The organism is Serinibacter salmoneus, from assembly GCF_002563925.1.
GTDB lineage: Bacteria > Actinomycetota > Actinomycetes > Actinomycetales > Beutenbergiaceae > Serinibacter > Serinibacter salmoneus.
In genome coordinates this window covers 1,823,433-1,842,338 of record NZ_PDJD01000001.1, presented here as the reverse complement: position 1 = coordinate 1,842,338, position 18,906 = coordinate 1,823,433, and the positions used below count along the sequence as shown (strand labels likewise).

Genomic DNA, 18,906 nt, shown 5'->3' with positions numbered 1-18,906 from the left:
CGGCGCCCCACCCTCGCGGAGCCGTGCCGGTACAGTCCAGCCATGCCCCGCCGCCGATACCCCGCGCGTGTGCCGGCCAAGGCGCGGCAGCGGTACGCGCGGCGTCGACAGCGGCGCCTGGACCGGGTGGACAACGACCTCACCGACGACCAGTGGGTCCTCCTGCAGGAAGCGTGGCTCGGGTGCGCGTACTGCGGGGCGGACGGCGTCGCCCTGCAGCGCGACTGCGTGATGCCGATCTCCCGCGGCGGGCGGTACACGATCGCGAACGTGGTGCCCGCGTGCGCCTCCTGCAACGCCAGCAAGCACAACAGCGAGGTCACCGGCTGGCTGCGCCGCAAGAAGCTGGACGAGCGCGCCTTCCTCGAACGCTGGGCGCTCGTGCTGCAGTCGCTCCGGTCCGAGCCAGAACCACTGGAAGGCACCGAGGCCCCCGTGCTTAAATGAACGCAGCGTTCATATAGCCGAGGAGTCGCCATGCCCACGCAGTCCGCCACGCCCGCCAAGCCGAGCACCACCGCACCCACCACCCGCGTCGCCCTCGTCACCGGGGGCTCCGGCGGCATCGGCGCGGCCGCCGTCGAGCGCCTCGTCGCCGACGGGTACGCCGTCGCCGTCCACTACGCCGGCAACCAGGCCAAGGCGCAGGCCCTCGTCGAGCGCATCACCGCCGCGGGAGGGCAGGCGATCGCCGTGGGCGGTGACGTCGCCGACGAGCACGCCATGGCCGCCGCCTTCGACGCCACCGAGCAGGCCTACGGCGGGATCGACGTCGTCGTCCACACCGCCGCCGTCATGACCCTCGCCCCGATCGCCACCCTCGACCTGGACGAGCTGGACCGGATGCACCGCACCAACATCCGCGGCACCGTCGTCGTCGCCCAGCTCGCCGCGAACCGGGTGCGCGCCGGGGGAGCGATCATCACCTTCTCCACCACCGTCACCCGCACCTCCTTCCCCACCTACGGCGGCTACGTCGCCTCCAAAGCCGCCGTCGAGGCCCTCACCCCCGTACTCGCCCGCGAACTGCGCGGCCGGGACATCACCGTGAACACCGTGGCCCCCGGACCCACCGCCACACCGCTGTTCCTGGACGGCAAGGACGAGGCCACGATCGCGAGCCTCGCCAAGGCCGCGCCCCTGGAGCGCCTGGGTGAACCCGCCGACATCGCCGAGACCGTCGCCTTCCTCGCCGGCCCCGCCCGCTGGGTCAACGGCCAGGTGATCTTCACCAACGGGGGACTGGCGTAGTGGGCCGCGGACGCCGCCCGGCAGGTGAGGTGCGCGCGGACGTGATCCACGCCGTCGGGCACATCCTGCTGGCCGAGGGCCTCGCCGGCCTCACCTACGAACGGGTCGCCCGCGAATCGGGGGTCAGCAAGGCCACCCTCTACAAGGCCTGGGCCTCCCTCGGCGTGCTCGCCCTGGACGGCTACGTCCACGCCGTCGAGGACACCCTCGCCTTCCCCGACACCGGCGACATCCGCGCCGACCTGGCCCACCAGCTCCACCGCTTCGTCACCCTCATGACCACCACCCCGGCGGGGCGGCTGCTGCCGGAGCTCATCGGGCGCTCTCAGGCCGACCCCGAGCTCTCCGCCGCCTACCGGGAGCTGTACTCCTCGGTGCGACGGCGACTGGCCACCGACCGCATGGCGGCGGCGCAGCGGGCGGGGCAGATCCGCGACGACGTGGACGTGCGGGTGCTCGTGGACCAACTCTGGGGCGCGGTCTACCACCGGCTCCTGGTGCCCGACGAGGTGGTCGACCACGCCTTCGCCGAGGCGCTGCTGGCCAATGTGCTGGACGGGGTGCTGGTGGGGGAGAGCACCCGGTAGTCAGGCCGAGCGCGCGTACCTGGGCTAAGCCGCTATTGCAGCAGCTGTGCGACGCGTTGGTGTGAGAGCCCGACCAGCACGGCCGAGTCCCGGATCGAGACGCCGCCGTCGCGCAGGGCGAGGAGCGCCTCATCGCGCTTGGCATTGAGTTCCGCCTGGCGCCGCGCGAGGTCGTCCCGCTCGGCGAGGAAGTCATTCCACACGCGGTTGCCCTCGGCGCCCAGAACCGCGGACGCGTCCCACGTCAGCGAGATGTCGTCCTCGTCGAGGTCAAGGAGCCCGGCGAGGAGGTCGGTCATCTCGTTGCCCAGGTCGGCCAAGCGCGCGGTCTCGGTGGCGGCACCGGGAATCCCGTCGGCCACGGCGACCCACCAGCGGCCCTCGCGCTCGAGGCGAACGTTGAATGTCCGTGTCACTTGTCCAACCACCCTTCTCCGAAGAGGTCCAGCAGGGCCTTCTCGTTGCTACGCGTGACGATCTGCGACTGCTGCCCGGCATGCCCTGTCAGGCCGATCCTTCCGACCTCATTGCCCTCTGCGTCCAGGACGACCCAGATCGAGTGCGAACCCTTCCCGCGTCGGGGTAGCTCTTCCACGCTCAGTCCGAGCCGTCTGGCGTTCTTGCGCACGGCGCGCAGCACCTGTTGGGCCGAGCGCGTGCCATTGACCATTGATGGAGTCTAGTCGGGTAGGCACCCGGGTGTCTAGCGTGATAGACGCAGGTCGCCTCCGGGTGCGTAACGCTGTTGTGCCGATTCTGCCCTTCGGGCTGGTTGCCGCGATGCCGCGATGCCGCGATGCGCCGGGGCGCCTACGACGGCGACCGCCGCGCGCCCAGCACCAGTGCCGCACCCAGCACCGCGAACAGCGCACGGTAGTAGCGCCGATCCAACCGCGTGAAGCGGTCGCCACCCGGCGGCAGGCCCAACACCCGCAGCGCGGCATTGCCGCCCAGAGCGGCGCGCGCGAGGAGCGCGGCACCGGCGATCCGGCGCCCCCATACGGCGAGTGGCCGATCTCCCATCGCGCCCGCGGCCACGGCCGCACCCGCGAGCGCGGATCCGCAGACCAGCCACGTGGCGGCCGTGCCGGGGGCGACCTCGCCGTTGCCCACCACGAGTTCGTTGAGTTCGCGCGCTGAGCCGGCGGGCCAGGGCGACCCCAGGGCCCATACTGCGTGCAGCGCCCCGGCCGCCGCGAGGCCGCAGGATGCCACCGTTCGCGAGAGGCGCGTCACCGTGTCCACGCCCTCAGCATAGGAAGCGCGGGATCGCCACGCCCGAGCAATGCGGCGAGGATGCTGGGCCCCGAGGTTACGCAACCGTAGGTTCGCGGCGTAGACTGGGGGGTAGGTCAGCACGCGCAGTGTCTGGCCGCGGCTGGGAAGTCGTCCACTGCAACGACGGGAGCCGCATGACCGGCACCTCCACACCGACCCGTGAGCCTCGCAACGCCGTTGTGAGCACCTACTCCGCCCTGTCCAAGACGGTGCGAGAGCGCGGCCTGCTCGCGCGCGCACCGCGCTACTACCTCGTGCTGACCCTCGCGCTCAGCGCAGCCCTCGGCGGCCTGATCACCGGATTCGTGCTCCTGGAGCACTCCTGGCTGCAGCTGCTGATCGCCGCCGGCCTCGGGATCGTGCTGACGCAGTTCGCCTTCATCACCCACGAGATGGCCCACCGCGTCGTCTTCAGCTCCGGCCCGAGGAACGACCGGTGGGGCCGGCTGATGGCCAACGCCGTCGTCGGCATCTCCTACACCTGGTGGATGGCGAAGCACACCCGCCACCACGCCAACCCCAACCAGATCGGCAAGGATCCCGACATCCAGCCGGACACCATCGTGTTCCTGGAGGAGGACGCCGCCAAGCGCACCGGGCTGCGCGCCTGGCTCACCCGCTACCAGGGGTATGCGTTCTTCCCGCTGCTCACCCTCGAGGGGCTCAACCTGCACGTGACCTCGGTGCGCTCCGTGGTGCGTAACGAACGCGGACGCTCCCGCCTCCTCGAACTGATGACGATCGCCCTGCGCCTGAGCGCCTACCTCGCGGTGGTGTTCTGGGTGCTGCCCCTGGGCATGGCGTTCGCGTTCGTCGGGGTGCAGCTGGCCGTCTTCGGCGTCTACATGGGAGCGAGTTTCGCGCCCAACCACAAGGGCATGCCCATCGTGCCCGCGGGCAGCAAGCTGGACTTCCTGTCCAAGCAGGTGCTGACCTCACGCAACATCCGCGGCGGCCGCGCGATGACCCTGCTCATGGGAGGCCTCAACTTCCAGGTGGAACACCACCTCTTCCCGAGCATGCCGCGCCCGCACCTCATCGAGACCGCCCGGATCGTCAAGGCGCACTGCGCCTCGATCGGGATCCCCTACACCGAGGTGTCCCTGCCGGAGTCCTACCGGATCGTGATCGCCTACCTCAACCGCGTGGGCCTCGGCGGGCGCGACCCGTTCGACTGCCCCACGTTCGCCACCCTGCGGCGCTCCTGAGCCCCGGGGCAGCGACCGCAGGGCAGCGATGAGCACGCCCGAGCCTCAGTCCGCAGCGCGGGCGCGCTTCGCCGCACACGGGCTGCCCGACGGCGAAGCTCCCAACGATCCGCAATCCCTCCTGACGCTGTGGCTGGATCAGGCGCGCGAGCACGGCGTGCCGCTGCCGAGTGCGGCGGCCCTCGCCACAGCCTCTGCGGCGCGCGGACCCTCGGTGCGCATGGTCAACCCCGTGCACCTCACCGCCGGCGAGGTCGTGGTGATGACCGACACTGCCTCACCCACCGGCGCCGACCTCACCGAGGACCCGCGCTGCGAGCTCGTGCTGCCGTGGCATGCGCTGGAGCGGCAGGTGCGGATCCGCGGCGTCGCGGTGGCGCTCGCGGGGGAGGAGGTGCGTCGACGGTTCTCCGAACGCCCCCGGCACGTGCAGCTCGCGCTGCACACCGGGGTGCAGTCGGCGGTCACCACCGAGGAGGCGCTGCGGGCGGCGCTCGCCGACGCCACGGACAGGTTCGCCGGCGGCCCGGTGCCCGCGCCGGCCACCTGGGGCGGTTACCGCATCACGGTCAGCGAGATCGAGTTCTGGCAGGGCCGCACCGACCGCCTGCACGACCGCGTGCGCTACCGCCGCGCAGGGGCGGGCTGGGAGCGAGAGCGGCTCGCGCCGTAGGGCGTGGCACCCGCTTGTGCCTGGGAGCGGGAGCGGGAGCGGCTCGCGCCGGCGTCCGTTCCCTCGCTACGGGCGGTGCGCCCCTCGCTACGGGCGGTCACGTGGTGCCGGAGGCCCGCGACGTCGTCGAAGCGTACGTACTTGACCTGCAGCGATGCGCTGGAGCGTTTCACCACGCCGCAGATCGACCGCCCGTAGCGAGGGGCGCACCGCCCTCAGCGAGGCCACTACGCCGAGCCGCGCCGACGCGAATGGGTATTGCGGCGAATCCCCACAGGGCCGCACTGCCGACCTAGCCTGACGGGATGGCCTCATCCCTCCCCACCGCGCCCAGCAGACCCGCCCGGGCCGGCCGCGACCGGTACTGGGACGCGGTGCGCGGGGTGTGCATCCTCGCGGTGATCTGGATCCACACCCGCAACGGCATTGCCTACGACGGCGGAGCTCACGACTGGGCGTTCGACTACTGGCTGGTGGTGCGTCAGGCGATGAACTTCGCCGTCGCCGTGTTCATCTTCCTCGCCGCCTACTTCGTCACCCCCACCAAGGTCGGCCCCGGGTGGCTGCGCACCCGCGCGGCGCGCCTCGGGATCCCGTTCCTGCTGTGGTCCGTGGGCTACACGCTGCTGATCGCCTGGGTTGAGAGCGCCTCGAACGACAGCGGAGGAGAAGCCGACGCCAGCGCCTGGAACCTCCGCCTCCTCCTGCGGGACGTCGTTCTCGGCTCCTCCGTGGCGCACCTGTACTTCATCGTGGTGCTGCTGCAGCTCGTGGTGCTCACCCCGCTGGTGCTGCGGCTCCTGGAGACCCGGTGGCGCTGGGCCCTGTGGCTGATCACCCCCGCCTATCTGGCCTCCGTGTACGCGAGGGCCCTGACCGAGGGGGCGGCGCCGTCGTTCGCGAACACCTGGTTCGCTGGCTGGTTCGCGTTCTACCTCGCCGGGCTGTGGGTGCGGCGCCACGGCGCCCCGCGCCTGGGGGTCGGCGGCGCGGTGGCGGCCGTGGCCGTGACGTTCGCGGCGAGCGTGGGGGAGGCGTACCTGCTGCTGCAACTGGGTGTGGAGCCCGGCTTCGCCGCCGACCAGCTCACCGTCTCCTCGGTGGCGTACTCCTTCGCCGTCATCGCCCTGCTGCTCGCGATCCATCGCCGCCGCGAGCAACGCGCGGGGGAGCGCTGGCTGGGTCTGGACCGCCTGGGCCGGGACTCCTACGGGATCTACTACGTGCACATGGTCTGGATCGTGCTCGCGTGGCAGGTGATCGGCCTCCCGATCGCCGACGGCGAGTTCCCCTTCCTCCCCGGCCTGCAGATCGCGGAACTCGCCGTGGTGGTGGCGCTCAGCCTGCTGACCATCGCGGCCGTGCGGCGCCTGCTCGGCGCGCGTGCGGCCAGCCGCCTCCTCGGCTTCTGACCACGGCACGCGAGGGATCCAGCACGGATCTAGCATGGACGCAGACCGGGCTCACCCGCCGCGCCTTCGCTGGCGGCGGATAGCCTTCGCGCACGGCGGCTGCGCGAAGGGCCGCGGTGAACCGCGAGCCTGTGACCTGCGGCGATGCATGGCGACGCTGCCGCGGGTGCTCAGAGAACCGCCGACAGCGAAAGCGATCCGCCCGCAGCGAAGCGGCGTGGCTCGGCGGCGCCGGGCACGGCCACCCTCCGCCGTCAGGCCGGCGCCACCGGCTGGCGCAGGATCGTGCGCAACTTCTCCGGCGCGGTGCGGCGCGGATCGCCGAGGTAGATCTCGTGGTGCTTTCCCGCGAAGCGCAGCCCGTGCGCCGGCATGAAGGAGTGGTGCATCTCCTGCAGGAGCGGCCCCTCGTCGTCGTAGGGCCCGAGGTGCAGCGTCTGCACGCACCTGCCCTCGGTGAGCGTCTCGATCCGCACCGCGCCAAGCCGCGCCGGCGGGTTCTTCGACCCGACGACGGCGATCGCCGCCTCCACGAGGTCGGCACCCACCCACGCGGGCAGCATGAGCATGAGCGTCCAGTCCCACTGCGACTTGTCGCGCGCGGTGGTGAAGGAGTCCATGTCCTGCGCCCACCACAGGCCCTCCAGCGGCGGCACCACGTAGTCGCGCTCGAGTTGGGTCTTGGAGGCGAACTTCGTCTTGTACGCCACCGGGTAGAGGGCCTCCAGCGCCTGGACGTAGGCGGGGGAGGTGCCGGGGGTGCCGTGACCGTCGATCATCAGGTAGGCGAACTCGGGCACGTCGATCACCTCGAAGCGTCCGCGAGTGGCGCGGAAACCGGGGAGGGTCTTCTTCAGGTCAACCTTCTCGGCCATGGCACCAGTTCACCAGGTCAACCGGCGGTGCGCTCGGATCGCGCCACGTGCGAGCGCGCATGGGCGATCGCGGCGTCGAGGTCGTCGAAGAGGTGGTTGGTGTGGCGCAGCGCGGCGAGCACGCCGACCTCCCGCAGCAGCGAGTCGTGCACGGGCTGCACGCCCTTGATGAGCACCGTGATCCCGCGCCGTTCCAGTGCCTGCACGATGTCGCTGAGGATATGGGCCCCGGTGGCGTCCAGGTGCTCCAGGGTGGACAGCCGCAGGATGACCACCTCCACGCCCTCCACGCGGGTGACCTCCTCGAACACCCGGTCGGCGGAGGCGAACATCAGGGGCCCGGCGAAGGCGATGATCGCGATCCGGTCGTCACCGGCCTCCCGGGGCGGGGAGACCTCCTGCCGGTGCACCATCGCGGTGCGCGAGAGGCTGCGGATCGCGGCGATGCCGGCGATCACGATCCCGATCCCGACGGCGACGATGAGGTCGAAGGAGACCGTCACCAGGGCGGTGATCACGAAGGTGATCGCATCCCCCCGGGTGGAGCGCAGGATCGAGCGGACGGTGGCACGGTGCACCATGTTCCAGGCCGTCACCATGAGCACACCGGCGAGCCCGGCGAGCGGGATCAGCCCCACCGGCCGGGCGAGGGCCAGCACGATCAGCAGCAGCACGACGGCGTGGGTCACCGCCGCGATCCGGGTGCGGCCACCGGAGCGCACGTTGACCGCGGTGCGGGCGATGGCGCCGGTGGCGGGCATCCCGCCGAACAGGCCCGATCCCACCGAGGCCAGTCCCTGCCCGAGCAGTTCCCGGTCGGGGTTGTACGGGCCGGTGTCGGCGAGCGAGGCGGCCACCCGGGCCGAGAGCAGTGACTCGATCGCGGCGAGGGCCGCCACGGTCGCCGCCGCCGGGGCGAGGTCCAGCAGCAGGTCGGGGCTGAAGGGCGGGATCGTCGGGGCGGGGAGCGTGCTGGGCAGCGCCCCGATCACCTCCAACGGGGTGGGCACGAGCGCCGTCAGCACCGTGACGCACACGACCCCGAGCAGGGACCCGGGCAGCGCCGGATGGATCCGGGGCGCGAGCACCATGCACGCCACCACCACTGCCACGGCGCCGATGGCCCACAGCAGGTAGCGAGGGTCGGCGCCGAGCAGCGACTGCACGGCCGCCACCAGCGCGTTGGAACTGAGCTCCGCGGTGTCGTCGGCTCCTGTGAGGGAGGGGATCTGCTGCAGGAAGATGATGGCCGCGATCCCGAGGGTGAAACCCTCGATGACCGGCCACGGGATGAAACTCACCGCGCGACCCAGCCGCAGGATGCCGGCGAGCAGCACCAACACGCCCGCCATCACGCTTACCAGGGCCACCGCCCCGGCACCGTGGGTGGCCACGATCGGGACCAGCACCACCACCATGGCGCCGGTGGGGCCGGAGACCTGCACGTGGGAGCCGCCGAAGACCGCGGCGATGAGCCCCGCCACGATCGCCGTGATCAGGCCGGCGGCGGGGGAGAGCCCCGAGCTGACGCCGAACCCGAGCGCCAGGGGGAGGGCGACGATGCCGACCGTGACGCCCGCCACCAGGTCGCGGCGCCAGGTGCGGCGGGCACCGGCGTAGTCGGCGGCGCTGGGCAGCAGGTCCACCAGGTGGCGTGCGGTCGCGCGCAGTGCGCCACCTGCCCGGCGCCGACCGCGCGCCGGGGTGGGGGAGGAGACCTGCGGGGCGGTCATGCCCGGTCCCCGGTGAGCGGCGGAAGGTCCCGGACACCGCTGAGGTGCGCGGCGTCGTCGTCCAGCAGGTGCAGGAGCAGGCGCCGGGCAACAGCCAGCATCTCCGCGGTCTCGGGGTGGGTGAGGCGGTAGAAGACGTGGCTGCCGCGGCGCTCGGAGAGCACCAACTGGTAGCGCCGCAGCACTGCGAGGTGCTGGGAGAGGTGCGAGGGCTCCAGGGCGGTCTCGCTCAGCAGGTCGGCCACGCTGACCTCCGAGGCTGCGGAGAGCAACTCCAGGATCCGGATGCGCAGCGGGTGGGACAGGCCCTTGAACAGGTTGGCCTTGAGTTCGTAGATCGGACGATCCGCGTGACTGAATGGCATGATGAATCCATCATATCGCGGCGGAGTGGTGCGCTACGCGACCCGTGCTCTACGCGCCCCGTGTTCTACGCGCGCAGGGCTGCGGCGATCGCCGCCGTGCCCTCCTGGATCGCCTCGGCGAAGCGCGCCACCTGCTGGGCCTCGCCGTCGCGGTGGATCAGGCAGAACTCCACCTGCCTCCCGCCGTCCGCGTGCGGGGTGTAGTTCACCCCGATGCCGCCCGGGCTCGTGGGTGCGAAGACGAACCGCACGATGGGGTCCTCGCGTCCTAGCGAGGTCGTGGACAGGAAGTCGGTGGTCAGCGCCGCGTAACTCGGGTCGCTGAACAGCGCGGGGGTCAGGCCGAGCTCGTCGGCCGCCCAGCGCAACCCGAGCAGGTGACGTTCGAAGGACTGTCCCCGCTTGCACGCGATCACCCGCTGCTTGTGCGCCTCCAGCGTCGCCGTCAGCAGGTGCTCGGGGGCCTCCTGCTCCAGCAGACCCCGCGCGAGCGCGACCGCCTCGGTGGTCACCGGGCGCAGGCACTCGGTGCGGCCCGCGAGGTACTCGCGCATGTCGACCGCCTCGTAGGCGCTGCGCACCCGCCCGTAGGTGGCGAGTTGGGCGTAGGTCAGCGTGGCCTGGGCCACGGCGTCGCCGCTGATCCGGGCGTCCGCAGGGATCGGATTCGGCGCACGCAGCACCTGCACGCGCATGGTCGCCGCCTCGGCGCGATAGGCCTGCACCTGCGCCGCCAACCGCTCGCGCTGCTCCGGCGGGGTCACCCACTCCAGCAGGTCGGCGCCCACGGCTCCTGCGGTGCGCACCCCGCGCTCGTCGTCCCCGCCCACGGTCTGCATCTGCGCCACCAGCGCGTGCAGCGTGCCGCCGTCGACCAGGCTGTGCTCCACGTGCACGCTCACGTGGTCATCGGCGAGTCCCACCTGGTAGGTCAGCGGCTTGTACGCCCACGCCTGGTCGAGCTCGAAGGCGACACTGCGCAGCGCCTGCGCGGGCTCCGCGGCCTCCGGTCGCAGGTTGACCAGGAACAGGGCGTCCCGCAATCGGCGATAGGTCGCCGCGTTCCGGGCGTCCTGGAGCAGTGCGCTCAGGTGTTGCGACGCGGCCTCGCTGCCGAGGTAGCTCAGGTGCGTGAAGGTGCCCGACTGCACCGGCGCCTCCTGCATCGCGCGAACCAGGCTGCGCTCGACCGCAGCCGCCGGGAACGGGTGACCTGCGCCGTCGGCGATCGGGATCATCACCAGGTGCCCGCGCCACAGCACCCCGACCTCCCGGTCGGCCACACCCGGGCGGCCGGCCTGCGTCTCGTCCCGCCCGGGGCGGGGGTGGCGCAGACCTCCGGCGAGCACCGCCCGCTGTCGGGGGTCGACGGCGTCGCCACGGCCCGTCACCTCACCCGCCAGTTCGCCCCGCAGGTGGGCGAGGTGCACCGCCGCGATCCGCCGGATGATCGCGGCGGCGCGCGCCACGCCCGCACCCGGGGCGGACAGTGCGAGGTGGAAGGCCACATTGCTGCTCAGCGGCAGCGACTCCCGCGTGGCGAGATAGCCCTCCAGCCAGCCGACCGAGAGCCAGCTCTCGCCGCGGGAGGTCTCACTCGCGGCGCGCCGCTCCAACGCGGCCTGGCAGGCGGGGCCGTCGGTGGCGGCGAACTCCGCCACCACCGCCTCGGTGTGCCGGACCTGCGCCTCGGTCACCAGGGGCCGCACGGCGGCCAGGTAGCGGTCCAGGCTCTGCCGCAGCGGCGGCACGGGCAGCGGCGTCATACCGACCATCGTGCCGCAGCCCGGCCCGCGGTGGGCCGAGCGGAATGGCAGCTCAGGGGGCGTGGTGGATGAGGCGCACCGCGATCAGGCGGTCGAGCCACCACAGCAGCAGCGCGAGCGCGTAGGCGCCGGCGGCGAGGCCGAGGACCGCCAGCGCCACTGCCGCCCAGCCTCCCGCCGAGGGGTCGAACATGGGCACGGGGTAGCGCGCCCACACGTGCGGGAGGGCGATGGAGCGCACCGTGATGACCACGCCGTACCCGATCAGGTACGTGGGCCACAGCAGCGCCCGGCGCAGCGAGCACGCGCCGTGCGGCCGCAGGAACAGCCAGTCCAGGAGCATCATCGCCGGCACCACGTAGTGGATGAGGAACGCGGACTGATTCGCGATCGCGGCCGCAGGGTCGGGATCGGTCAGACCAGGGAGGGGGTTGACGGCGTCGTCGTAGGTCCAGTGCGAGATCAGCCCCACGAACACGATCGTCACCGTGACCAGGCCCCGCAGGGTCGGGGCGGGGGCGTCCGGGGTGCGGCGCCGCACCATCCAGTACAGGCAGCACGCGAGGTAGCCGGCGACCAGGAGGTTGGATTGCGGGGAGAGGAACGGCGTGCCCCATCCGTCGGTGAGGAGTCCGAGCACGCACAGCAGGAGCGTCGCGGAGCGCCACCCGAGCGCGACGCCGAGACCCGCCCCGGTCCCTGGCATGGGACCCAGGATAGCGATCGAGGTAACGCGGCGGGAGGGGGTCGGAGGGGGAGGCGTCGGTCATCGCGGGTGGCGCGTCCGGCGCGGAATGGGGTCACGCGCCCCAGGTGGCTCCGGACGACATGGCGGGTGAGGCGCTCAGTGCGAGACGCCGGTCTCCACGAACACCACGCCGCCGATCACCAGGGCGATCCCGATCGTCATCAGCAGCGTGAGCGGCTCCTTGAAGATGAACTTCGACAGGATGGCGGTCAGCGCGATGCCCGTCGCCGACCACACCCCGTAGGCGACCCCGAGCGGGATCCCCGCGGCGAGCGCGAGGGAGAGCATGGTGAAGGAGACCAGGTAGCCGGAGCCCACCAGGATGTACCAGGCGCGCGTGCCGTGCACCGCGGCGCGCAGCGCCATCGTCGCCGCGACCTCGAACACGATCGCGCCGGCCACGAACAGCCACCCCATCAGCGCACCCGCCCCTCGTCGTCGGTCATCGCGGGCTCGGTCACCGCGGGCTCGCTCACCACGGGCAGTTCCCCGGTGCTCGTCCCGGCGTGGCGACCCGCCGCACCGGCGGGGATCTCCCCGGGCAGCGCGCTCGCTCCCGGCTCCTCGGACACGCCCGCGCCCGCCGCCGCGGCCTCCCGGTCCCGGGCGCGCTGCGATCCGAGCTCGATGAGCAAGACGCCGCCGATGATGAGCACGAGACCGATCACCATCGTGCCGGTGAGTGCCTCGCCGAACACGAGGTGGCTGAGGATCGCGGTCAGTGCCACACCGAGGGAGGCCCACACGCCGTAGGCGACCCCGAGCGCGAGCCCGGCTCGCATCGCGAGGGTCAGCAGGGTGAAGGCTCCGATGTACCCGACCACCACGAGCACGTACCAGAGCGGCTGGTCCAGGGCGGCGCGCAGCGCCAGGGTCGCGGAGACCTCCGAGACCACGGCGCCGATCAGCGCGAGCCAGCGGTTCATCGTCCGCTCCCTCTGACGGGCGCTGGGTGCGCGGGGGAGGGCGTGGCGGCATGCGCGCGGGCCGCGGATCTGCTGGTGGGGGACGTCAGCACGCCAGCCAGTGTGTCACGACGCCGCCGAGACCTCATGGTGAGCCAGCGGGCGGCAGCCACCTCGCTGGGGACGGACAATCCGCGGGGCCTGACCGCGCGACCGTGGCTCGAGGGTGCTTGACCTGCACCGATGCCCCATGGCGGGATCGGGGTGTGCGGATTCTCCGTCCTGGGCGAGGTCCGAGCCTCGCTGTTCGCCGTTCAGGGCCGCTCGGACTCCCCGAGCGCCTCGCGGCGATAAGCGCCGCGCACCTCGGGGTCCCCGCCCAGGCCGATGCCGTCCGTCCCCAGGAAGTCATCGATCCGATCGGCCAGCCCCTGCGGCAGGGCGTCCAGGAACCACGGCCCCCAGCGCAGGATGCCCGGCACGTACTGGATGCCCCGCCGGTGCCGGATCGCGCGCATCACCCCGGCGCTGACCTCGCTCGGCGTGACCTGCCGGAAGAAACGCTGCGCCGGGAGTGAGGCTCCGAGCGCGGTGTCGGCGAGGTAGGGCAGCACGGCCGCCACGTGCACCCCGGTGCCGCGCAGTTCCCGCCGCAGCGCGCGGCTGAAGGAGAGCACCGCACCCTTGGACCCGGAGTAGACCGCCAGCCCCGCGATCGGCTTGGTGGCGGTGGCCGAGGCGATCTGCACGATCGTGCCCCGACCGCGCGCCACCATCCCCGGCAGCACGGCGCGGGTGCAGGTCAGGACGCCGCCGAGGTTCACCGCGAGGATCGCCTCGGCCTCCGCGGCCTCCTGCTGCAGGAACGGCCCGGTGGGCATGATCCCGGCGTTGTTCACCCACACCGCGATCGGCCCGTGCTCACTCTCCACCCGCTCCACGAAGGCCGCCACCGCGGCGGCGTCGGTCACATCGAGCGCATAGCCGTGTGCGCCGATCTCGGCGGCGGTGGCCTCGGCGGCCGCGGCGTCGCGGTCGCTGACGATCACGGTGTAGCCGGCGGCGGTCAGGTCGCGGGCGACCTGCGCCCCGATGCCGCGGGCCGAGCCGGTGACGACGGCGATCCGTCCGATGTTCATGCATCCTCCTGGGTGATGTGAGGGCTGACGTGGCGCGCGACGTTGCGGCCGAAGGTGATGGCAGCCTCATCCAGCATGAGGCTGAACGCGGGCCGGCGCCCGTCGAGGAAGGCGAGCGGCCCCGCGAACCGCCACCGGGTGCGCAGCGGCCGCAGGCGCGCGGTGACCCGGTTGGTGGCGGCGACCCGCACGCCGTCGAGCACCTGGATGGTGGGCAGCGGGAGGGTCCACGTGCCGGGCAGCCGCCGCCGGGCGGGGCGGGCGGCCAGGGAGGCCAGGCGCACGCCGTCGCGCCACACCCGCACCCGCATGCTGCCCGAGGGCGCCGCCTCCCGGGTGATGTCCGCCAGCTCCTTCGGGATCGACCAGAGGTGACGACCGCCGTCGCGCGCCGGGGTGGTGGTCACCCAGATCTGCGGGATCGTGATCCGCAGCCGCGCGCCGCGGCGCACGGGCAGGGCCACGAGCAGCTCTTCGTAGGCGAGCACCCCGCCGGGGGCGTAGTGCGCCACCACGGCCCCGACGACGGCGAAGCGCCCCAGGCGAAGCAGTCGCCATCCCGGGGGTACCTCGCGCACCTGGGGTGGCAGGTCCGCGACCGGCACCAGCCAGGTGGACAGTCGCAGGTCCCCGCCGAGGAACCACGGCTCGGGCGGGATGCCCCCGCGCGGGTCGGGGCCTGGGTCATGTGCCGCGCTGATGCCGGGGGTCGGGGTGCCCATCGTCGTCGGTGCTCGTTTGACTCAGAGCCAAGCTCAGAGTTCGGTGCCCGCCGCCCGCGCCTGCTCGTGCCAGTCCTCCAGCAGCGCGGTGATCACGCGGGACTCCCGCCACGGCATCTCCGGGGCCTCCAGGCGCCCGGCCGCCAGCGCCAGGGAGACGGCCTCGGCCTCGGCGCCCATCGGGTTCACGCTGGGCACCTCCAGGGTGCGCACCCCGGTGCCGGTGCGGATCTCCGCGTGGGTGGTGCTGGTGGCGCGGCCGCCCCAGCCGTCCGGCAGCAGGATCGAGCCGTCCGTGCCGGTGATCTCCACCGCGGTGCTGCGCTCGGCCACGATGGCGGTGCGCACCCGCGCGGTGTAGTCGCCGAGGGTCAGGGTCGCATCGGCCGTGGCGTCCACCCCGAGGGTGAGCTGGGCGCTCACGTCGCTCACGCGGGCGGTGCCGAGCGGTGCCCCGCCCGCCGCCGCCACGCCGACCGCGAAGGAAACCGGGTAGCAGCCGACGTCCCAGATCGCGCCGCCGGCCACCGCGGGATCGAAGAGCCGGCCGGTGCGCGAGGGCGCGGGGAACCCGAACGAGCCGGTGAAGCCGGTGACCTGGCCGATCTCCCCGCCGCCGATCACGTCCCGCAGCGCGCGGAACATCGGGGTGAAGCGGTACTTGTACGCCTCGACGAACGGGCGTGCCTCCTCCGCGGCCACCGCGAGCACCGACTCGGTGCCACCGGCGGTCACGGCCATGGGCTTCTCGCACAGCACCGCCTTCCCGGCGCGCAGCGCGCGGGTGGCCACGTCCGTGTGGGTGGTGTGGACGGTCGCCACGTACACGGCGTCCACGTCCGCGCGGTCGAGGACCTCCTCGTAGGTGCCGGCGTGCGGCGCACCGTACTCCGCGGCGAAGGCCGCCGCGCGAGCCCGGTCGGAGGAGCCGACGGCGTGCAGCACCCCGTGCGTGCCCGATTCCAGTCCCACCATGAAGTCGCGGGCGATCATGCCCGGTCCGAGGATGGCCCACCGTGTCGCGTCGCTACTCATGCCCCCATCGTGCCGTGTCGCGGCGGTTCTGCCACACTCGGGCGCATGAGGACACCCCCCGCACCCCTCGCTCGTCTCACCGCCCCGCTCGCCGTGGTCTCGGTCCTCCTGCTCGCGGGCTGCTCCGGTTCCACGGAGAGCAACGTGGGCACCGAGTCCGCTGAGAGCACCGAATCCGCTGAGAGCACCGAGTCCGCTGAGAACGCCGAGTCCGGGACTAGCGTGATCGCCCCGGTCGTCATGGCCGCCACCGATCTGCCGGGGCAGACGGTGGATCTCGTGCCGGGCCAGGTCCTGGACATCACCACCGGGGATGACCCGGTGGACACCTATGACGGCCAGGTGGCCGAACCCTCGGTCGCCGAGTTCACCCCGGGACGTCTGGACGGCAACGCCGCCTTCAACCCCGGCGTCACCGCGCTGGAGGTGGGCCGCACCGACGTCACGCTGACCGGGGGCGCCGAGGACATCACGTTCACGGTCCAGGTGGTGGCGGACTGAGCCCAGCGGCGCTCGTAGGCTGGCAGACGTGCCTGTGATCCTCGTGCGCCACGCGCGCACCCCGCACAACCTCGAGGGGCGGCTGCAGGGCCGCCTGGACACCCCACTCGGGCCCGACGGCGTGGCGCAGGCCGCGCGCGTGGCCGGCGCCCTGGTCTCGCGCTACCAGCCCGATGCGGTGCTCACCTCCCCGCTGCAGCGCGCCCGGGACACGGCGACGGCGATCGCTCGTGCGGCCGAGGTCCCGCTGCGCGTGGACGATGCCCTCACGCAGCGCGACTACGGGCCGTGGCAGGGCCTCACGTGGGAGGAGGTCCGCGAGCGCTGGCCCGAGCAGTACGCGGTGCGCCGGGCCGGTGGTGACCCCGACGTCCCCGGCTGGGAGAGCAGCGCGGACCTCGGTGCCCGGGTGGCCCCGGCGCTGCGCGACGCGGCGAGCGCGGGGGAGCGGGTGGTCGTGGTGAGCCACGGCGGCGCGCTCATGTACGGACTGCTGGCCCTGCTCGGGCTCGGCACCCAGCGCGTGCTGGGCAACCTGCCGCACGGGGCGTGGAACGAGGTGACGCAGGCCGCCGACGGCGGGTGGCGGCTGACCGGGTACGGCCTGGGCCGCGAGGTGGGCCGCTGAGGGCTGAGGTGGCGCGAGGTGTGCGTCGCCGGGCGGTCTACCGTGGTCGGGTACACCGATCGGTGTGATCCGGGCAGGAGGACGACCATGACATCCACGCCCACGGCACCCACCCCCGAGCCGGTTCCCGCCACGATGCGCGCCGTGCTCCTGACCCGCCACGGCGGCCCCGAGGTGCTCGAGCACGCCGAGGTCCCCACCCCGCGGCCGGCGGCGGGTGAGGTGCTGGTGCGGGTGAGCGCTGCGGCGCTGAACAACACCGACGTGTGGACCCGGCAGGGCGCCTACGGCACCGCGCAGGACCCCGAGGCGCTCGCGGGATGGCTCGGCGAGATGGACCTGCCGCGCATCCAGGGCGGCGATGTGGCCGGTGTGGTGGTCGCCGTCGGCGAGGGCGTGGACGCAGGCATGGTGGGCCGCCGCGTGGTGCTGGACCCCGCCACCTACCACCCCGACCGGGTCGAGTCCCCGCCGATCGCGATCATGGGAAGCGAGAGCGACGGCGGGTACGCCCAGTACGTGCGGGTGCCCGCCGAGCGCGCCCACGACGTCACCGGTTCCCCGCTCACCGACGACCAGCTCGCGGCCCTGCCGATCGCCTACGGCACGGCTCTGGGCATGCTGGAGCGCGGGCGGCAGCGCGAGGGCGAGACCGTGCTGGTCTCCGGCGCCTCCGGCGGTGTGGGGCTGGCGTTGGTGCAGCTCGCTCGGGCGCGCGGCGCCCGCGTGATCGCCCTGGCGAGCCCGGGCAAGGCCGAGGCGGTGTGCGCGGCCGGGGCCCACGCCGTCGTGCCCCGCTCCGACTCCCTCGACATCGCCGAGGCGGTGGCGGCCCGCGCGCCCGACGGGATCGACGTGGTGCTGGACGTGGTGGCCGGGGACCTGCTCTCGGGTGGCCTGCCGATGCTGGCGCCCGGCGCCCGCTGGGTGGTGGCCGGGGCGCTCGGCGGGTACGCGATCAGCCTGGACGTGCGCCGGCTCTACCTGACCAACGCGAGCATCGTCGGCTCCACGATGCATACCCGGGAGCACTTCGCGCTGCTGATGGAGATGGCGCGCCGCGGGCAGGTCGCCCCGGTCATCGCCGGCACCTACCCGCTCGCCGAGGCCGCGCGGGCGCAGGCCGACCTTGAGCGGCGCGCGCACGTCGGCAAGCTCGTGCTGCACCCCTGAGGTCTGCAGAACCGCCTCGGGGTGCCTGCGGAACCGCCTCGGGGTGCCTGCAGAACTACCTCGAGGTGCCTGCAGAACCACCTCGGGGTGCCTGCAGAACTACCTCGCGGATGAGGGGCGCACCTAGGGGCATCCCCCGAGGGGTGGACACGCGAATCCCACCCGCAGGCGGATGTCACGCGGGCACGGCCCGGGCAGGCTGGATGCCATGACCACGCTGACCGACCCGCCCGCGCCGGTGCGCGATGAGGTGCTCGCCCTGACCGTGCTGCTGCGCCGCAAGGGGCTCATTGCCGGGGACCGCGCACTGCTCGCGATCGCGAGCCCCTCGCTGCGATCGGACGTGGCGCGGGCGTGCTGGCAGATCGGCGTGACCGTGATCGCGATCGACCCCCGCCTCGACCCCGAGGCGGCTGCCGCCGCGCGCCTCGCCCTGCACCCGGACGTGGTGCTGGGCGACGCGGCCGGACTGCGCACCACCCGCACCCTCGCCGGCCCGCGCCGCCGCCTCCTGGTGGGCCTGCCCTCGCCGGTGGCGCTGCGGCTGCTCGCCGCCGGCGTGCGCCGCTGGGCGCGACGGCGCGGCGCCCCTGCCGAACCTGCGGCACCCGAGGCCGATCTCGCCCCGGGCCCGGACCTGGAGGCGGCCGCGATCATCGCCTGCCCGGACCCGCTCGAGGCCGGCAAGGAGCCCGGAGGGTTCGTGGGCGTCTGGTACTCCGGGGCCGACCTGGTGCGTGCCGTGCACGAGATGCGTCACCTGGTGCGCTGGCGGCAGGACACCTCCGGCGCCTGGGACGTGGTCGTGGGGCGGGTGCCCCGGGCCGGCACCGCCCAGCTCGCGGCGGAACTGCTCCAGCCCGGGGCCTCCCGCCTGACCCCGGGCTGGAACACGCCGTGACGCGGG

Annotated in this window: 23 protein-coding genes; 10 read left to right on the top strand and 13 right to left on the bottom strand. The window is 73.1% G+C overall.

Annotation, left to right across the window (positions count from 1 at the left end):
- The first annotated feature begins 42 nt into the window (after positions 1 to 42).
- The 3 genes from ATL40_RS08260 to ATL40_RS08250 are packed head-to-tail and all read left to right on the top strand — an operon-like array spanning position 43 to position 1,838.
- A complete protein-coding gene (locus ATL40_RS08260) occupies positions 43 to 447 on the top strand; it encodes an HNH endonuclease (protein ID WP_098469125.1) in 405 nt (134 codons plus the stop codon).
- Between the two features lie 30 nt (positions 448 to 477).
- Positions 478 to 1,251 (top strand): SDR family oxidoreductase, encoded by a 774-nt coding sequence (locus ATL40_RS08255; protein WP_098469124.1) that lies wholly within the window; start codon positions 478 to 480, stop codon positions 1,249 to 1,251.
- Entirely contained in the window at positions 1,251 to 1,838 is a 588-nt protein-coding gene (locus tag ATL40_RS08250; protein WP_098469123.1) for a TetR/AcrR family transcriptional regulator, read from the top strand. The genes ATL40_RS08255 and ATL40_RS08250 overlap by 1 nt, the downstream gene beginning before the upstream one ends.
- A 32-nt stretch (positions 1,839 to 1,870) precedes the next feature.
- On the opposite strand, the gene ATL40_RS08245 is transcribed toward ATL40_RS08250, so the two are convergent.
- The 3 genes from ATL40_RS08245 to ATL40_RS14995 all read right to left on the bottom strand — a co-directional run bounded on the left by ATL40_RS08245 (position 1,871) and on the right by ATL40_RS14995 (position 3,083).
- The gene (locus tag ATL40_RS08245; RefSeq protein ID WP_098469122.1) at positions 1,871 to 2,254 is read right to left on the bottom strand and encodes a MerR; all 384 of its coding nucleotides are present in this window, start codon (positions 2,252 to 2,254) and stop codon (positions 1,871 to 1,873) included.
- On the bottom strand, positions 2,251 to 2,508 hold the full coding sequence (locus ATL40_RS08240; protein WP_211283086.1) for a hypothetical protein: 258 nt from the start codon (positions 2,506 to 2,508) through the stop codon (positions 2,251 to 2,253). The genes ATL40_RS08245 and ATL40_RS08240 overlap by 4 nt, the downstream gene beginning before the upstream one ends.
- Before the next feature lie 140 nt (positions 2,509 to 2,648).
- On the bottom strand, positions 2,649 to 3,083 hold the full coding sequence (locus ATL40_RS14995; RefSeq protein WP_169925913.1) for a DUF3995 domain-containing protein: 435 nt from the start codon (positions 3,081 to 3,083) through the stop codon (positions 2,649 to 2,651).
- A gap of 167 nt (positions 3,084 to 3,250) precedes the next feature.
- Here ATL40_RS14995 and ATL40_RS08230 point away from each other — a divergent pair, with 167 nt between their 5' ends.
- The 3 genes from ATL40_RS08230 (at position 3,251) to ATL40_RS08220 (ending at position 6,409) form a co-directional block, all read left to right on the top strand.
- The gene (locus ATL40_RS08230; protein ID WP_098469121.1) at positions 3,251 to 4,324 is read left to right on the top strand and encodes a fatty acid desaturase family protein; all 1,074 of its coding nucleotides are present in this window, start codon (positions 3,251 to 3,253) and stop codon (positions 4,322 to 4,324) included.
- A gap of 28 nt (positions 4,325 to 4,352) precedes the next feature.
- The gene (locus ATL40_RS08225) at positions 4,353 to 4,997 is read left to right on the top strand and encodes a pyridoxine/pyridoxamine 5'-phosphate oxidase (RefSeq protein ID WP_098469120.1); all 645 of its coding nucleotides are present in this window, start codon (positions 4,353 to 4,355) and stop codon (positions 4,995 to 4,997) included.
- A 305-nt stretch (positions 4,998 to 5,302) separates the two neighbouring features.
- Positions 5,303 to 6,409 (top strand): acyltransferase, encoded by a 1,107-nt coding sequence (locus ATL40_RS08220; RefSeq protein WP_098469119.1) that lies wholly within the window; start codon positions 5,303 to 5,305, stop codon positions 6,407 to 6,409.
- Positions 6,410 to 6,663: 254 nt separating this feature from the next.
- On the opposite strand, the gene ATL40_RS08215 is transcribed toward ATL40_RS08220, so the two are convergent.
- The 10 genes from ATL40_RS08215 to ATL40_RS08170 form a co-directional block, all read right to left on the bottom strand.
- A complete protein-coding gene (locus ATL40_RS08215) occupies positions 6,664 to 7,284 on the bottom strand; it encodes a GyrI-like domain-containing protein (RefSeq protein WP_098469118.1) in 621 nt (206 codons plus the stop codon).
- A gap of 17 nt (positions 7,285 to 7,301) precedes the next feature.
- Positions 7,302 to 9,017: a SulP family inorganic anion transporter gene (locus ATL40_RS08210; RefSeq protein WP_098469117.1), complete on the bottom strand. Its 1,716-nt coding sequence runs from the start codon at positions 9,015 to 9,017 to the stop codon at positions 7,302 to 7,304.
- Entirely contained in the window at positions 9,014 to 9,382 is a 369-nt protein-coding gene (locus ATL40_RS08205; protein WP_098469116.1) for an ArsR/SmtB family transcription factor, read from the bottom strand. Before ATL40_RS08205 ends, ATL40_RS08210 begins: the two co-directional genes overlap by 4 nt.
- 65 nt (positions 9,383 to 9,447) lie before the next feature.
- Positions 9,448 to 11,148, bottom strand: a complete 1,701-nt coding sequence (locus ATL40_RS08200; protein WP_169925912.1) for a choline/carnitine O-acyltransferase — start codon at positions 11,146 to 11,148, stop codon at positions 9,448 to 9,450.
- 52 nt (positions 11,149 to 11,200) lie between these two features.
- Entirely contained in the window at positions 11,201 to 11,854 is a 654-nt protein-coding gene (locus ATL40_RS08195) for a Pr6Pr family membrane protein (RefSeq protein ID WP_098469114.1), read from the bottom strand.
- Between the two features lie 138 nt (positions 11,855 to 11,992).
- On the bottom strand, positions 11,993 to 12,313 hold the full coding sequence (locus tag ATL40_RS08190; protein WP_098469113.1) for a DMT family transporter: 321 nt from the start codon (positions 12,311 to 12,313) through the stop codon (positions 11,993 to 11,995).
- On the bottom strand, positions 12,313 to 12,822 hold the full coding sequence (locus ATL40_RS08185) for a DMT family transporter (protein ID WP_098469112.1): 510 nt from the start codon (positions 12,820 to 12,822) through the stop codon (positions 12,313 to 12,315). The genes ATL40_RS08190 and ATL40_RS08185 overlap by 1 nt, the downstream gene beginning before the upstream one ends.
- Before the next feature lie 293 nt (positions 12,823 to 13,115).
- Positions 13,116 to 13,940 (bottom strand): SDR family NAD(P)-dependent oxidoreductase, encoded by an 825-nt coding sequence (locus tag ATL40_RS08180; RefSeq protein WP_098469111.1) that lies wholly within the window; start codon positions 13,938 to 13,940, stop codon positions 13,116 to 13,118.
- Complete coding sequence (locus tag ATL40_RS08175; protein ID WP_098469110.1) at positions 13,937 to 14,662, bottom strand: acetoacetate decarboxylase family protein; 726 nt, start codon at positions 14,660 to 14,662, stop codon at positions 13,937 to 13,939. The genes ATL40_RS08180 and ATL40_RS08175 overlap by 4 nt, the downstream gene beginning before the upstream one ends.
- Before the next feature lie 33 nt (positions 14,663 to 14,695).
- Positions 14,696 to 15,697 carry a Gfo/Idh/MocA family protein gene (locus ATL40_RS08170; RefSeq protein ID WP_098469109.1) on the bottom strand — a complete coding sequence of 334 codons (1,002 nt, stop codon included), beginning with the start codon at positions 15,695 to 15,697 and terminating at the stop codon, positions 14,696 to 14,698.
- 45 nt (positions 15,698 to 15,742) lie between these two features.
- On the opposite strand from ATL40_RS08170, the gene ATL40_RS08165 reads away from it, so the two are divergent.
- From ATL40_RS08165 to ATL40_RS08150, 4 genes are all read left to right on the top strand, one after another.
- On the top strand, positions 15,743 to 16,198 hold the full coding sequence (locus tag ATL40_RS08165) for a hypothetical protein (RefSeq protein ID WP_098469108.1): 456 nt from the start codon (positions 15,743 to 15,745) through the stop codon (positions 16,196 to 16,198).
- Between the two features lie 28 nt (positions 16,199 to 16,226).
- A complete protein-coding gene (locus ATL40_RS08160) occupies positions 16,227 to 16,826 on the top strand; it encodes a histidine phosphatase family protein (protein ID WP_169925911.1) in 600 nt (199 codons plus the stop codon).
- Between the two features lie 87 nt (positions 16,827 to 16,913).
- Entirely contained in the window at positions 16,914 to 17,999 is a 1,086-nt protein-coding gene (locus ATL40_RS08155) for a zinc-binding dehydrogenase (protein ID WP_211283085.1), read from the top strand.
- 208 nt (positions 18,000 to 18,207) lie between these two features.
- Positions 18,208 to 18,900, top strand: coding sequence for a hypothetical protein (locus ATL40_RS08150; protein WP_098469106.1), 693 nt, complete (start codon positions 18,208 to 18,210; stop codon positions 18,898 to 18,900).
- The last annotated feature ends 6 nt before the right edge of the window (positions 18,901 to 18,906 follow it).

Coding starts and splice junctions, on each gene's coding strand:
- ATL40_RS08260 (WP_098469125.1), top strand. CDS start 43: ATGCCCCGCCGCCGATACCCCGCGCGTGTGCCGGCCAAGGCGCGGCAG.
- ATL40_RS08255 (WP_098469124.1), top strand. CDS start 478: ATGCCCACGCAGTCCGCCACGCCCGCCAAGCCGAGCACCACCGCACCC.
- ATL40_RS08240 (WP_211283086.1), bottom strand. CDS start 2,508: ATGGTCAATGGCACGCGCTCGGCCCAACAGGTGCTGCGCGCCGTGCGC.
- ATL40_RS08230 (WP_098469121.1), top strand. CDS start 3,251: ATGACCGGCACCTCCACACCGACCCGTGAGCCTCGCAACGCCGTTGTG.
- ATL40_RS08225 (WP_098469120.1), top strand. CDS start 4,353: ATGAGCACGCCCGAGCCTCAGTCCGCAGCGCGGGCGCGCTTCGCCGCA.
- ATL40_RS08220 (WP_098469119.1), top strand. CDS start 5,303: ATGGCCTCATCCCTCCCCACCGCGCCCAGCAGACCCGCCCGGGCCGGC.
- ATL40_RS08215 (WP_098469118.1), bottom strand. CDS start 7,284: ATGGCCGAGAAGGTTGACCTGAAGAAGACCCTCCCCGGTTTCCGCGCC.
- ATL40_RS08210 (WP_098469117.1), bottom strand. CDS start 9,017: ATGACCGCCCCGCAGGTCTCCTCCCCCACCCCGGCGCGCGGTCGGCGC.
- ATL40_RS08205 (WP_098469116.1), bottom strand. CDS start 9,382: ATGCCATTCAGTCACGCGGATCGTCCGATCTACGAACTCAAGGCCAAC.
- ATL40_RS08200 (WP_169925912.1), bottom strand. CDS start 11,148: ATGACGCCGCTGCCCGTGCCGCCGCTGCGGCAGAGCCTGGACCGCTAC.
- ATL40_RS08195 (WP_098469114.1), bottom strand. CDS start 11,854: ATGCCAGGGACCGGGGCGGGTCTCGGCGTCGCGCTCGGGTGGCGCTCC.
- ATL40_RS08190 (WP_098469113.1), bottom strand. CDS start 12,313: ATGGGGTGGCTGTTCGTGGCCGGCGCGATCGTGTTCGAGGTCGCGGCG.
- ATL40_RS08185 (WP_098469112.1), bottom strand. CDS start 12,822: ATGAACCGCTGGCTCGCGCTGATCGGCGCCGTGGTCTCGGAGGTCTCC.
- ATL40_RS08180 (WP_098469111.1), bottom strand. CDS start 13,940: ATGAACATCGGACGGATCGCCGTCGTCACCGGCTCGGCCCGCGGCATC.
- ATL40_RS08175 (WP_098469110.1), bottom strand. CDS start 14,662: ATGGGCACCCCGACCCCCGGCATCAGCGCGGCACATGACCCAGGCCCC.
- ATL40_RS08170 (WP_098469109.1), bottom strand. CDS start 15,697: ATGAGTAGCGACGCGACACGGTGGGCCATCCTCGGACCGGGCATGATC.
- ATL40_RS08165 (WP_098469108.1), top strand. CDS start 15,743: ATGAGGACACCCCCCGCACCCCTCGCTCGTCTCACCGCCCCGCTCGCC.
- ATL40_RS08155 (WP_211283085.1), top strand. CDS start 16,914: ATGACATCCACGCCCACGGCACCCACCCCCGAGCCGGTTCCCGCCACG.
- ATL40_RS08150 (WP_098469106.1), top strand. CDS start 18,208: ATGACCACGCTGACCGACCCGCCCGCGCCGGTGCGCGATGAGGTGCTC.